This is a genomic window from Mesorhizobium sp. M1143, from assembly GCF_040318435.1.
In the GTDB taxonomy this organism is placed as follows: domain Bacteria; phylum Pseudomonadota; class Alphaproteobacteria; order Rhizobiales; family Rhizobiaceae; genus Mesorhizobium.
Window position 1 is genome coordinate 188,689 of record NZ_JAMYMJ010000001.1, and the last position, 13,568, is coordinate 202,256.

The following is a 13,568-nucleotide window of genomic DNA, read 5'->3' on the forward strand; positions in this document are numbered from 1 at the left end:
TGGAATTATTTGGCGGCGGCCGGAACCGTCGTTATCGGCGCCGATCCTTCGATCGCCTGCGAGACAACGGCTACGCTGACCGCCAGCAGGGCCAGCACCGCGCCGACCAGCGGCAAATGAGCATAGGAAACGCCGGCCGACAGAGCCACGCCGCCGATCCAGGCGCCGCTGGCATTGCCGATATTGAATGCGCCCTGGTTGAGCGTGGCGGCGAGGTTCGGGCCTTCCGAAGCCGCTTCGACGACGCGGATCTGCAGCGGCGGCACGACGACGAAGATCAGCAGTCCCCACAAGAAGACGACGCCGATGGCGACGCTGGCGATAGCGCCGAACTGCATGAAGCCGACAAACAGAACTGCCATCAAAAGCAGCGTGCCGATGACCGTCGGCATCAATTTCCAGTCGGCCAGCCGGCCGCCGATGATGTTGCCTATGGTCATGCCGGCGCCGAACAGCAGCAGGACCCAGGTGACCGCGGAGGTCGACAGGCCGGAGACATCGGTAAGGTAGGGCTTGATGTAGGTGAAGACGGCAAACAGGCTGGCCGAGGCCAGCGAGGCGATCAGCATGGCGAGCCAGACCTGCAGCTTGCCCAGCACGCGCAGTTCGCTGCGCAGGCCGCCGCCGCTCGGTTCGACGACATTGGATGGCACCAGCCAGGCGATGGCGGCAACAGAGATCAGGCCGATGCCGACGACGGCAAAGAAGGTGGAGCGCCAGCCGAAGGCTTCGCCAAGCGCGGTGCCGGCAGGAACGCCGAGAATGTTGGAGAGCGTCAATCCCGCGAACATCATCGCCATGGCGCTGGCGCGCTTGTTGCGCGGCACCAGGCTGGCGGCAACGACGGAACCGATGCCGAAAAAGGCGCCATGACCGAACGCGGTGAAGACGCGCGCGGCCATCAGGAGCCAGTAATTGGGCGCAATGGCGCAGAGCAGATTGCCGACGACGAACATCGCCGTCAGCGCGACCAGCACTGGCTTGCGCGGCAGATGCGCGGTGGCCATGGCGACGATGGGTGCGCCGAAGACGACGCCCAGCGCATAGCCGGTGACCAGCAGGCCGGCCGAGGGGATCGACACGCCGAGATCGGCCGCAACCTCCGGCAACAGGCCCATGATGACGAATTCGGTGGTGCCAATGCAGAAGGACGCAATGGCAAGCGCAAGGATCGGCAAAGGCATGGAAAATCCAGACTGAATCGGTTCAATTCAGACTGAACGAGAAGCCTTGCCGCGCGCAATGCACATTGCTGCAACGCACCAATGCAGAAAGCGCTGAGCTTGACGCGGGGCTATGTCAGGCGAGCGGCTTCAGCTCCTGGGCGATGGTTGGCAACAGCTCCGAGACGTTGGGGTGGATATGCACGGCGCGCGCCAGCGTATCGACCGACGCCTTGGCGTACATCAGGTCGAGCACGCAGTGCACTGCCTCGTCGCCGCCGGGGCCGAGCACGGAGCAGCCGAGGATTTCCCTGGTGTCGGCATCGACCAGGATCTTCATGAAACCTTGCGTCTCGCCCTTTTCGATGGCGCGGCCGACGCGGGTCATTGGTCGCTGGCCGACCAGCGCCTTGCGCCCGGATTTCTTCACCGCCGCCTCGGTCATGCCGCAGCGGCCGAGCGGCGGATCGATGTAGAGCGCATAGGCCTCGATGCGGTCGCTGACCTTGCGCGGATCGTCGTCGAGCAGATTGGCGGCGACGATCTCATAGTCGTTGTAGGAGGTGTGGGTGAAGGCGCCCTTGCCGTTGCAGTCGCCCATCGCCCAGATGCCGGGCACGCTGGTGCGCAACTGGTCGTCGACGGTGACGAAGCCGCGCAGATCGACCGTGATGCCGGCCTTGTCGAGGCCGAGGTCGTCGGTGTTGGGGGTGCGGCCGAGTGCCAGAAGCACATGCGAGCCGACCGCCGGCGGCTTGCCGGATGAGAAGGTCACGGCGATGTCCTTGCCCTGTCTGGCAAAGCGGATGTCGTCGGCGCCGACATGGACTTCTATGGCTTCGTTTTCGAGGATCGATAGGATGGCCGCCGACACGTCCTCGTCCTCGCGGCCGGTCAGGCGCGAACTCTTCTCGATGACGGTGACTTCAGAGCCGAAGCGGCGGAACATCTGCGCGAATTCGAGCGAGATATAGCTGCCGCCGACGATGACGAGGTGGCGCGGCAGAATTTCGAGGTCCATCATTGAGGAGTTGGTGAGGTAGTCGACGTCGTTGACGCCGGGCAGGTCGGGCACCGAGGCGCGGCCGCCGGTGTTGAGGAAGATCTTTTCGGCAGTCAGAAGCTCGTCGCCGACGCGCACCGTGTTGGCGGATTCGAAGCGGGCATGGCCGCGATAGAGCGTGCAGCCCTTCATGCCGGCGATCCAGGTCTCCAGATTGGTGCGGGAGTCATTGGTGACCTTGTCCTTGCGCGCCTTGATCCTCTTGTAGTCCACGCCGACAGGGCCTGAGAACGTCACGCCATAGTCCGCGGCACGCCGCGCCAGATGCGCGGCATAGGCGCTGGCGACCATGGTCTTCGTCGGCATGCAGCCGGTGTTGACGCAGGTGCCGCCGACCAGCTTGCGCTCGATCAGCGCCACGCTCATGCCGGCTGACGTCAGCCGGCCGGCGAGAGGAGGGCCGGCCTGTCCGGCGCCGATGATGATGGCGTCGTATGTCTTGGCGTCTGAGGCTTGGGCAGTCATACCACCGCCGCCACGATCAGCAGGCCGCCGATGATCGCCACCGCGTCCTCGATGAGGGCGGCAGGCAAATCCTTGCCGAAGGCGGCGGCCAACCGGCCGCGCGCTTCGGCGCCGCCATAGGTGCCGATGACGGCACCGATGGCGCCGGCAATCAGGCCGCCAATGGTGGAACCGGCAGTGGCGCCGATCACCGCGCCGCTGAAGGCGCCAAGCAGGATGCGGGCGCCGAATTGCTGCGGCACCTTGCGGCTCGGCGTCGAGGGCAGCTGGTCGGTGACCAGTTCGACGATGGCGAGGATGGTGAAGATACCGACGGCGGCCCAATGGCCCATGAAACTTGCCCAGGTGCCGGCCACCGGCAGCCATCCGAGATACGCGCCCCAGGCGATCGCGCCCGGCGCGGTCATGGCGCGAAGACCGGCAATGACGCCGATCAGAAGTGCAAGCAAATAGAGCATTTAGATCCCCTCGAAAGCAGGCCCGGGACTGGCCCACGAGGCAAGCTAGCATAGGTCCTACGTTTGACGAGAGTAGGCGATGGTGCTTCTTCCATCAGTGAGCATTGTACTTTGGTAACCAGTCGAACACGACGAAGGGACGGAGTCGCTGTGATGGCCGGAAGCGAACGCACAAGGATGATTGCAGGCGAATGGTACACCTGCATCGACGACGAACTGGAGGCGCTCCGCGTGATCGCGCGAGATGCGGTGTTCGAGCACAATGCGCTGCCGCCCCAGCAACGCGGCAATATCGGCCCGACGCTATTGGCGCTGCTCGGCAGCGCGGGCGCAGGCTCCCGGATCGAGGCGCCGTTCCACTGCGCCTACGGTTTCAACATCCATCTCGGCGACGGCGCCTTCCTCAATGCCGGCTGCACCATCCTCGACCCCGCGCCGGTGCGTATCGGCAGGCGGACGCTTCTCGGCCCCAATGTGCAGATCTACTGCGCCGAGCACCACAAGGAGGCCGCGGGCCGTGAGGCGGGACTGGAGATTGCCCGGCCGGTCACCATCGGCAATGACGCCTGGATCGGCGGCAGCGCCATCATCCTCGGCGGCATCAGCATCGGCGATGGCGCCATAGTCGGCGCCGGCGCGGTGGTGACGCGCGACGTCCCTGACAACACCACGGTGGTCGGCAATCCGGCGCGGGCCGTCAAGCGGGGCTGAACTCGTCGTGGGCGGTCAGTATGAAGCCGTGCGTGCCATGCGCTCGTCCGGACCGGCTCGCCGCGAGAATTCACGCCGGTATTGGGCCGGTGACGTCTTGAGCCGTGCGGCGAAATGCTGGCGCAGCGAGGTGGCGCTGCCGAAGCCGGCTTCGAAGGCCACCATGTCCATCGATTTTTCCGTCGCCTCCAGCAGCCGTTGCGCCAGTTCGATGCGTTGGCCGGCCAACCATTCGCCAAAGCTGGTGCCGTTCGATTTCTGGAAACGGCGGGTGAAAGTGCGCCGGGTCAGGCCCGCGGCCTCCGCGACGCGGTCGAGGTTGTGCGTTTGTCCGAGCGTTGCCCGCACCGTGTCGAGCGCCAGGGTGAAGCGGTCGGTGGCCGGGGTTTTCGCCAGCGGGCGCTCGATGAACTGCGCTTGCCCACCCTGCCGGTGCGGCGACAGCACGATGTGCCTTGCCAGCCGCAGCGCTACCTCTGCGCCATAGCGCGCGCGCACAATGTGCAGGCAGCAGTCGAGCCCGGCGGCGACGCCGGCCGAGGTGACGATGTCGCCGTCGTCGACATAGAGCACGTCGGCGTCGACTTCGATGTCCGGGTACAATGCCTGCAACCGGTCGGTGGAGGCCCAGTGTGTCGTCGCCCGCCGGCCCGCAAGCAGCCCGGCGGCGGCAATGGCGAAGGTGCCGAGACAGAGGCCCACGATCACCGCACCGCGCCGGTGCGCGTGGGTGAGCGCTGCCAGGAGCGGCGGCGGAAGTGGGGCCTCGAGATCCTTCCAGCTCGGAATGATGACAATGTCGGCATCGTCGAATGCGGAAAGGCCATACGGCACCGCGATGGTCAGCCCGGCATCGGTGTGGATCGCTCCATCGTCGAGCGCGCAGACGCGAAAGTCGAAACGCGGCAGGCCAAGCTTGGTGCGGTCGGTGCCGAACACCACGCACGGCACGGAGAGGTGGAACGGGCTGATGCCGTCAAAGGCGAGAGCGGCAATGATCGGGTCGGCCATGCGTGTTTCCAGCAAGCGAAAAGCGGATTGTCCCAATTCTTTCGAATGATGTCAATCGGGCCACTTTTGGCAGTCGGGAGATTCGCCTATTTTCGACCTGTCCCATTCAAGCCCGAAGGAGAACACCATGTCCGCCAATATCACGCCGCGCCGCGCACTCATCGTCATCGATGTCCAGAATGATTATGATGGCGGCAACCTCGCCATCCAGTGTCCGCCGTTCCGCGACAGCGTCGTCAATGTCGCGCGCGCTATGGATGCCGCCGCTGCGGCCGGCGTGAAGGTGGTGGTCGTCAAGCAGATGGCGCCCGAGACCTCGCCAGTCTTCGCCAAGGGCAGCCATGGCGGCGAACTGCATCCCGATATCGCCCGGCGAAGCCGCGACCACTATGTCGAGAAGTCACTGCCTAGCGCCTTTGCCGGCACCGACCTCGAGGCGTGGCTGCGCGCCAATACTATCGATACGATAACGGTGATCGGCTACATGACGCATAATTGCGACCTGTCGACCATCATCCACGCCGCGCATGTCGGCTTTGCGGTCGAGTTCCTGTCCGACGCCACCGGTTCGCTGCCTTACGCCAACAGCGCCGGCTACGCCTCGGCCGAGGAGATCCACCGCGTGGTGTCCATCATCCTGCAGTCGCGCTTTGCGGCCGTGCTCAAGACCGCCGAATGGATCGATTGCCTGAAGACCGGTGCTTTGCCCGAACGCGACACGCCCTATGCGTCAAACCAGCGCGCGCTGGCGCGCAACGCTGCATAGGCAAATCTGTCCCCGAAAAGCAAAAGGGCGGCCAGTGGCCGCCCTCCTTGGATCTCGCAACGATCTCGAAATTTTCAAAACAGGCCTTCGATCTGGCCGATCTCGTTGAGGAAGATTTTTTCCGAGGACGGCGCCTTGGGCAGGCCGGGCATGGTCATGACCTCACCGCAGATGACGACGACGAAGCCGGCGCCCGCCGAAAGCCTGACCTCGCGCACCGGCACGGTGTGGCCGGTCGGCGCGCCACGCAGGTTCGGGTCGGTCGAGAAGGAATATTGGGTCTTGGCCATGCAGACCGGCAGGTGCCCGTAGCCGGCCTGCTCCCAGGCATGCAGCTGGTCGCGCACCGACTTGTCGGCGATCGCCTCGTCGCCGCGATAGATGCGCTGGACGATGGTGTTGATCTTCTCGAACAGCGGCATTGCGTCGGGATAGAGCGGCGCGAACTGCGAGGCGCCGGATTCGGCGATCTCGACGACCTTGCGCGCCAACTCCTCAATGCCGGCAGAGCCATTGGCCCAATGCTTGCACAGGATCGCCTCGGCGCCGAGCGAGGCGACGAAATCCTTCATCGCCTGGATTTCCACCTCGGTATCGGTGGTGAAATGATTGATCGCCACGATCGCAGGCACGCCGAACTGTTTCACATTCTCGATGTGGCGGCCCAGATTGAGGCAGCCCTTCTTGACTGCCTCGATGTTTTCCTTGCCGAGGTCTTCCTTCTTGACGCCGCCATTCATCTTCATGGCGCGCACGGTGGCGACGATGACGGCAGCCGCCGGCTTCAAACCCGCCTTGCGGCACTTGATGTCGAAGAATTTTTCGGCTCCGAGGTCGGCGCCGAAGCCGGCTTAGGTGACGACGTAGTCGGCGAGCTTAAGCGCCGGGGTGGTGGCGACCACCGAGTTGCAGCCATGCGCGATGTTGGCGAACGGGCCGCCATGCACGAAGGCAGGGTTGTTCTCCAGCGTCTGCACCAGGTTTGGCTGCATGGCGTCCTTCAGCAGCACCGCCATGGCGCCGTCGGCCTTCAAGTCGCGGGCATAGACCGGGCTCTTGTCGCGGCGGTAGGCGACGATGATGTCGCCGAGGCGCTTTTCCAGATCCTTGAGGTCGGTGGAAAGGCACAAGATCGCCATCACTTCAGAGGCGACGGTGATGTCGAAGCCTGCCTCGCGCGGATAACCGTTGGCGACGCCGCCGAGCGAGCAGATGATTTCGCGCAGCGCCCGGTCGTTCATGTCCATGACGCGGCGCCAGGCGACGCGGCGGGTGTCGATGCCGAGCTCATTGCCCCAGTAGATGTGGTTGTCGATCAGCGCCGACAAAAGATTGTGCGCCGTGGTGATGGCGTGGAAGTCGCCGGTGAAGTGGAGGTTCATGTCCTCCATCGGCACGACCTGCGCGTAGCCGCCGCCGGCGGCACCGCCCTTGACGCCGAAATTCGGGCCGAGCGAAGCCTCGCGGATGCAGACGATCGCCTTCTTGCCGATGCGGTTCAGACCGTCACCAAGGCCGACGGTGGTGGTCGTCTTGCCTTCGCCGGCCGGCGTCGGGTTGATGGCGGTGACGAGGATCAGCTTGCCGTCCTTGTTGCCCTTCACCGATTTGATGAATTCGGCCGAAATCTTCGCATTGTCGTGGCCGTAGGGCAAAAGGTGCTCGGTCGGGATGCCGATCTTGGCGCCGATCTCCTGGATTTGCTTTTTCTTGGCGCCGCGCGCGATCTCGATGTCGGACTTCACTTCGGCCATGACGGCTTTCCTTCGGATTGGACGGTGGAGGGGACGGGTTTGATCTCACTCGCAGGCATGTTGAACCCGGGCGCGGGCATGTTCTAACCCTGTCGCTCCCGCGGCGTCAACTTGCATGCAACTATGTTTCCTATGAAGAAAGTGTCTCCGCGGCCGGCCGACCTGTCGCCGGTTCTTCCTGGCTCCGTTGCCGCGCCGTATAGAAGCCAGAGGACGCGACGTTCCGCCGTCTCAAAACAGCCGCCCAATGCACGGAATGCGACAGAGGCGACGGCGCAAATTCGCCATCGCTCGCCGGGAAAGCAGTGAACGCTACTGAGTCAGGACGTTGCTGATCTCGACCATGTTGGAGCGCACGCGAAGCACGTAGAAACCCATCGTCGTCAGGTGCGTCGGCATGATCCAGCCATCCTCGCGGCCATTGGCGATGATGAAGGGCTGGATGCGCAGGGCCGAGACGAATTGCGCATCCATCGTGTCCCACAGATTGCCGAGATGCTTTTCCTTGATGACGTCCTCGAAGTCGGCCTGGGCGCCCTTCATCAGGCCGTAATAGGCATAGAGCTGGCCATAGGCGAACCAGAAGCGGTCGTCGGCGCGGAAGTCGAACCAGCCATTGTTATGGTTTTCGGCGCGCTCCTTGAGGATCGCCGATGTCGAACCGATGTCGGAAGAGATGCGGTCGATATACTGCTTCAGATTGTCGGCGCGGGCATCGAACGTCGCCTGGCAGCTGCCGAGGCGGGCGTTGAAGGAGCGCAGCTTGGTGACGGCATCGCGATAATAGCTCGGCGTCGGCGTCTTGGGGCCGAACGGGTTGAGGCCGAAATACCAGGTCTCCTCGTCGAACTGCAGATTGCCGCGCGCATCCTGCAGGTCGCCGTCGATCTGCGATGTGGTGCGGACACGGCCGAGATTGTCGGCAAGCTCGGTGGCGGTGCGCCGCACCGCCTGGTTGATGCCGCGCTGGAACGAGGCCTTGTTGTCCATGAACGGCGTGTTGTCCCAGTCGATGCCGAACAGGCCGAGTTTGTAGAGGATCATCGACGAGATCCAGGCATTCTGGTTGACGTTGAAGTCCGTCAGGTCGGCCGCCACCTGGGCGATGCCCGAATTGCCGCAGGTCTTGGCGGTGTCGGTGCCGGCGCCGGCCGCGACCTGTTCGCCGGCGGAAATGTTGCGGTTCTCGAAGGTGTATTTGTCGACGTAGTTGGGATCGAACTTGTTCCACCACTGGGTGGCGTAGAAGAAATTGGCGTAGAGGCCGATCAACACCAGAAGCGCGAGGCCGACCACAGCCTTCAGGATCCAGCCGCGCTGCGTATACCAGCGCCCAGCCCAGAGGAACGGCCACAGGATCGCGCCGATGACGAGGCCGATGCCGCGGCCTATCCATTGGAAGATGCGGGTGAAGAAATTCACGATCGGATCAAGCATGGCTCTCGTTCACCCCTCAGTCAGTCAGGCCGTAAAGGCGCGTGCGAAACGCCACTTTGTCTTTCAAATATGTGGTTTTCAGAACGTCCACAACATGCGACCGCCAGGCGTCGCTGTAGCCGTCATAGTCCTTGTAGAAGCCCGGCTTGTTGAAGACGTAACGCGAGACAAAGTCCTGCGGCACGAAATCCGAGATCAGCTGGTTGGTCAGCCAGGCGTCGGGATGGTCGGGCTTGCCACGCACGACCAGGAAGCGCTGTTGCGGAAACACATCCTCGATCTTGAGATGGCCGAGCTGGGCGATCTCACGCTTGGCGGCGTTGAGAAAGGGGAAATTGCCGTCCTTGGTGATCAGATCGGCATGGCCATGGATCCAGGTCTGTAGCCAGACCTTGTCGACCTCGGTCAAATTGCGGTTCGGCTCTGTGTCGCGGATGAGAGCGCGCACCACCATCTCGGCGCGATGCTCGAGATAGCCCGAGCTTTCGACCCATGACGCGCGCGGCAGTTCGATGCGGCCGGTGCTGGCCAGGAACTTGAACACCTTGTCGGCATCGTTGATCGAGAGATAGCTGACCTGCCAGGGCCGCGAACGGCGAAAGCCGGGGGCGGCCGGGTCGCCGATGACGGTGGTCATATCAGGATCGACGAAGACGTAGACGCCGCCGAAATGGCTGGTCCAGTAGGCGTTGTGGCGGAAGATCACCTGGTCGGGCACCAGCGCATTCTCACGGATATCGCCGCAGACCTTCGCCAGCTCCACCATACGGCTCAGCATGGTGTTGTCGCGCCAGGCATCGGGCTCCTGCTTCAGCCGGTCGACCAGCTTGCCGAGTTCGGCGGCCTTGCCCAGCACGTCCTCGGCCGAAAGCACCCGGAACTCGACCTGGCTGATCGACAGCAGATCCTCGATGTCGTTGACCAGGGGAACGGAATCCTCGATCTCGCCGTAGATGACATCCTTGATGGTCAGCGCATCGATGGCGCGCTGGTTCTTGGACATGAACTCGAACATCAGCTGCGAGGTGTTGGAAAAGGCGGTGTGCACCACCGGCAGATCGATCTGCGAAGGCGTCAGGATGATGAAGCGGCGGTTGACCTCATTGGGGTCGAGATAATCGTAATCGCCGCATTCCTCGGCCACTTCGGGCGAGAAGCCGGTGCGGTCGATCTGGAAGCTCTTCAGCTTGGTGGGCTTGAGGCCGAAGGCAACAAGCGCCTTGTTGTAGCGCTGGATGAGGTGCGACTCGTCGACGGTGAGCAAGCGGCCGTAGATCAGCTCATTGTCGCGGAGAAGGTCGGGTTTTTTGGCGTGGCTCATGCAGAACGTTCCGAGCGGCGTTGCCTGTTGTGGCGAAGCGCCAACGCTGACGCCTCCCTCTCCCCGTTCTTCACGGGGAGAGGGTAAGGGTGAGGGGCAGCGCTAGCATTCAAGGACATGTCTCCCCATGGCCTTTGGCGTCAATAAATCGAAGATCATTGGTCCGGATGTCCCGATCGAGGCGCTGTTCGATAGCTGCCAGTATGGTCGGAGCGATCTCTGGTCCACGCATGCGCCGCCCCTCACCCTTGCCCTCGCCGCGTGAAGGACGGGGAGAGGGGGGCGTCACCGTTAGCGCCAAGCCTTTCAGCACCCGCGGGCAGCGAAGGAAGTTCACGCATTCCAGAGCCCCTTCTTCTTCATCTCCTCCATCTCGCGCCCCGCCCGTTCGCGCAGGCGTGCGTCGCGCAGCAGCTTCTCCACCGCGGCGTCGTCGGATTTGTCGGAATAGCGGAACTCCGAGTCGGCGTAGCGGTTGATCTCCTGCATGACCATGTCCATCGAGAACGGCCCCCGCAGTTCCTCGATCATGGCCTTCTTTTCGTCGTAGCCCTTGTGCATGAAGACTTCCGGCTTCTCGAACCAGTCGTCGGGCAGCTCGATGTCCATGGCGCGCATCTTGATGGCGTCGGTGACGTTCTTGATGGCTCGGCCGGTGAAGCGCGGCTCGGCATCCTTGATCAGGTGCAGATAAGTGCCGATGTCGGCCATCGATTTCGGCGCGCCATTCTCCTTCATGTAGCGCTCATAGACCTTCATCAGCCCGTCTTCCTGAGGCTTCTCGTGCTCCTCATAGGCTTCGGTCACCGCGCGCTGGATCTCCTGCGCGGCGTAGAGCTTGTGGTCGCCGAGTGGGATCTTGTGGTTCTTGCCGGCAAGCAGGACGAAGATGTCGATATAGTCGTCGCGGCTCTGTGGGCCGTCGACCAGCCAGCGGGCCCCGGCGCGCTGGCGCAGCGCATCGTCGACATTTTCGGGATAGTTGGAAAACATGCCGAACGAGCAATTGCCGCGCACCACCGTGCCGGCGCCGGCAAAGGCGTCCATCAAGACGCCGGTGATTTCCTGTTGGCCGGCCGAGGCGCGGTCGTCGGAGCGGCGGGCCGCCACCTGGTCGATGTCGTCGACGGTGCCGAAACCGATGACGCGTGGGTTCAAGACATTGTTGATGAACTGGCGGCAATTCTGGCCAGATTTGCCCTGGTAGGACGAGATCTGGTCGACGCCGAAATTCTCATAGGCGAAGGGATAGCCGGCAACCTGACAATAATTGTTGACGAGGCCGGCGATCATCTGGATCAGCGTCGTCTTGCCGGTGCCCGGCGCGCCGTCGCCGATGAAGGTGAAGAGGAAGCCCCCGAGTTCGACGAACGGGTTCAACTCGCGCTCGAAATCGTAGGCCATCAGCATCTTGGCGAGCTTGACCGACTGGTATTTGGCAATGTGGTTGCCGACGACCTCTTCCGGCTTCTTGAAGGTCATCACCAGCGGCTTGGAGCGCTTGCCGGGCGCGACGTCGAAGCCGTCGAGGGTGAAATCGTCGGCGTCGATGCGGATATGGGCGTTCTCGAACGGGCCGATGCCGTCGAAGCGGCCTTTACGGGCCAAGAGCCCGTCAATGGCAACACGGGCGAAAGCACGCGCCCGGGTCGTCAGGTCGCCATCGTCCTTCGACCCGGTGATCGCCTTGTCCAACCCAGCCACGATCGACTTCACCGCGTCCTGCGGCGTGTCGAACAGGAAGTCGGGTTCGGGGATATCGTTGGGCGCCTCGCCATCGCTGTCGATCAGCTGGAACAGATAGGAGGCAAGGCTGAAGGCCGAAACGTAAGCAGAGGCTGACAGAAGCTTCTTGAAGGTCGCGGCTTCATCGCCTTCGAGCGGTGCGCGGGTGTTCTTGGCCTGCAGGCTTTCAAGGTCGGAGCCTTCGGCGAAGACATCGGAAATGGCGAGCGCAATCGCCAGGCCGCGGCGGGCGCGAAACAAAAGCGTGTGCTGCGGGATGCTCATCAACTGGTCGTCGGGATGGATCGCGGCGACGGTCTTGGTAAGCTCGACCTCGCGGGTACGGCGCACCGAGCCGACCGAGACTGTCGAGACAAAGCGGCGATTGGTGCCGGCAAGGGCGGTGCCGGATTCGCGTGAAGGATCCTCCAGCACGACGAGGCGAGTGATGAAGCTTTGCGCGGTTGCGCGGTGCTTTTCGATAGCCGCTTCCGGAATGGTGGTCAGGCCGGTGTCCATGAAGGATGCTCCGCGATGTGACGGTCAGACATCTGAAATCACCTGCCCATTTGACAGGATGTGAACCTTGTAGCCGGAAAAGATCTTTTGAGCTTCGCCGGCGGCGTAGAGTGCTTGATAGGCTTCGTGCGGGATCAGGGCGTGGTTCTCGTAGCTCGACACACCCTGGCGCGCGGCTTCGAGATCGTCGGTGTTGATAAAGAATTCCTGCGTGGTCTTCTCGCTCGAAAACAGGCCCTTGCGGCCGGGTTTCTCGCCCTTGGAGTAGACCTCCTGGATGGTCCAGGTGAGCAGCCAGGCATTTTCCGGTTTGCGCACCTTGGCCAGCACCTCGGTCACGGTCGAATTGTTGTCCGTAATGCCTGCGGAATAAAAGGGGCCGAGCACGACGCGGCGCAGCTGCTTAGGGTGCAGCGGCTCGAAATCCTTGTCGAGATTGACCGCAATCGTTGCGGGCGAAAGCGTGTAGGCGGAATTCTTCTCGGTGAAATCGTCGAAGCGATGGGCGAGTTCGGGGTTGAGCAGGCCGTCCACCGGCAGCGGGATGTCGACCCGTTCATTGAGCTTGCCGCTGCTGTCAACGAGCTGCCGGATCATGCTTTCGGAGGAATCCTCCACCGTCACCATGTAGATCAGCGGCAGGTTGGCGCTGCCGTCGAAGCTCGCCCAGTGCACGAGGTAATAGGGGCGCCCGGTCTTTGGATTGACCGAGACCTTGGCCGTCTGCGCCAGCGAGAACGGGCCAAAAGTCTGTTCGCTCTTGACGTCCTCGAGATAGAGCCGCTCGGCCATCGACTTCTGCAGCGCTTCGGGGAATTCCTTGTGGCGCAGGATGAAGTCGGCCATTTCCTCGCGCAATTCGCCGGCCAGCGGAATGTTGGCCAGCCGCGCCTCGGCCTGGCGGCGGTCGTTTTCCAGTTCGAGCAGGTTCTGGAAGACGGGATAGCCGCTGTCGGCGCGCGAAATGCGGAACGTGTCCATGAAGCCGAGCCGGTTGCGCCAGCAGGAAAACGATTTGTCCAGCCGGGCAATGTATTCGGCGACAATCTTGGCGACGATGCCGTGCCGGTAAAGCGGCGAGCGGTCGTCGCGCATGAACACTTCGAGGCCGCTGAGTGCCGCCGTGATGGCGGAAAAATAGCGCGCCGCCGCTTCGTTTTCGGGAGTCATGCCGG

The 13,568-nt window shown here is 63.1% G+C and carries 11 protein-coding genes and 1 pseudogene; 3 read left to right on the plus strand and 9 right to left on the minus strand.

The genetic code is table 11. From position 1 onward, the window contains the following. Window positions 1-5: 5 nt before the first annotated feature. The 3 genes from NKH35_RS00945 to NKH35_RS00955 form a co-directional block, all read right to left on the minus strand. Window positions 6-1,184, minus strand: a complete 1,179-nt coding sequence (locus tag NKH35_RS00945) for an MFS transporter (RefSeq protein ID WP_352913113.1) — start codon at window positions 1,182-1,184, stop codon at window positions 6-8. A 115-nt stretch (window positions 1,185-1,299) separates the two neighbouring features. Next, window positions 1,300-2,691: an FAD-containing oxidoreductase gene (locus tag NKH35_RS00950; RefSeq protein ID WP_023699692.1), complete on the minus strand. Its 1,392-nt coding sequence runs from the start codon at window positions 2,689-2,691 to the stop codon at window positions 1,300-1,302. Then, window positions 2,688-3,149 (minus strand): membrane protein, encoded by a 462-nt coding sequence (locus NKH35_RS00955; RefSeq protein ID WP_023669981.1) that lies wholly within the window; start codon window positions 3,147-3,149, stop codon window positions 2,688-2,690. The genes NKH35_RS00950 and NKH35_RS00955 overlap by 4 nt, the downstream gene beginning before the upstream one ends. A gap of 153 nt (window positions 3,150-3,302) precedes the next feature. Between NKH35_RS00955 and NKH35_RS00960 the strand changes: the two genes are divergently transcribed. Beyond that, window positions 3,303-3,860: a sugar O-acetyltransferase gene (locus tag NKH35_RS00960; RefSeq protein WP_352521370.1), complete on the plus strand. Its 558-nt coding sequence runs from the start codon at window positions 3,303-3,305 to the stop codon at window positions 3,858-3,860. A gap of 15 nt (window positions 3,861-3,875) precedes the next feature. Here NKH35_RS00960 and NKH35_RS00965 read toward each other — a convergent pair whose 3' ends face one another. Continuing rightward, window positions 3,876-4,871 (minus strand): helix-turn-helix domain-containing protein, encoded by a 996-nt coding sequence (locus NKH35_RS00965; RefSeq protein ID WP_352913115.1) that lies wholly within the window; start codon window positions 4,869-4,871, stop codon window positions 3,876-3,878. A gap of 127 nt (window positions 4,872-4,998) precedes the next feature. Here NKH35_RS00965 and NKH35_RS00970 point away from each other — a divergent pair, with 127 nt between their 5' ends. Beyond that, window positions 4,999-5,637, plus strand: coding sequence for a cysteine hydrolase family protein (locus NKH35_RS00970; RefSeq protein ID WP_023823385.1), 639 nt, complete (start codon window positions 4,999-5,001; stop codon window positions 5,635-5,637). Window positions 5,638-5,711: 74 nt separating this feature from the next. Here NKH35_RS00970 and NKH35_RS00975 read toward each other — a convergent pair. From NKH35_RS00975 to NKH35_RS00985, 3 genes and pseudogenes are all read right to left on the minus strand, one after another. Then, a pseudogene (locus NKH35_RS00975) lies at window positions 5,712-7,391 on the minus strand (formate--tetrahydrofolate ligase). A 312-nt stretch (window positions 7,392-7,703) separates the two neighbouring features. After that, a complete protein-coding gene (locus NKH35_RS00980) occupies window positions 7,704-8,828 on the minus strand; it encodes a DUF2333 family protein (protein ID WP_023686165.1) in 1,125 nt (374 codons plus the stop codon). Window positions 8,829-8,844: 16 nt separating this feature from the next. After that, window positions 8,845-10,149 carry a DUF6638 family protein gene (locus tag NKH35_RS00985; protein ID WP_023737791.1) on the minus strand — a complete coding sequence of 435 codons (1,305 nt, stop codon included), beginning with the start codon at window positions 10,147-10,149 and terminating at the stop codon, window positions 8,845-8,847. 127 nt (window positions 10,150-10,276) lie between these two features. Between NKH35_RS00985 and NKH35_RS00990 the strand changes: the two genes are divergently transcribed. Continuing rightward, the gene (locus NKH35_RS00990) at window positions 10,277-10,414 is read left to right on the plus strand and encodes a hypothetical protein (RefSeq protein ID WP_023701543.1); all 138 of its coding nucleotides are present in this window, start codon (window positions 10,277-10,279) and stop codon (window positions 10,412-10,414) included. 68 nt (window positions 10,415-10,482) lie between these two features. Here NKH35_RS00990 and NKH35_RS00995 read toward each other — a convergent pair whose 3' ends face one another. Together NKH35_RS00995 and NKH35_RS01000 are read right to left on the minus strand one after the other, a co-directional pair. After that, a complete protein-coding gene (locus tag NKH35_RS00995) occupies window positions 10,483-12,393 on the minus strand; it encodes an ATP-binding protein (protein WP_352913117.1) in 1,911 nt (636 codons plus the stop codon). A 24-nt stretch (window positions 12,394-12,417) separates the two neighbouring features. Beyond that, on the minus strand, window positions 12,418-13,563 hold the full coding sequence (locus NKH35_RS01000) for a hypothetical protein (protein ID WP_352913118.1): 1,146 nt from the start codon (window positions 13,561-13,563) through the stop codon (window positions 12,418-12,420). Window positions 13,564-13,568: the final 5 nt, after the last annotated feature.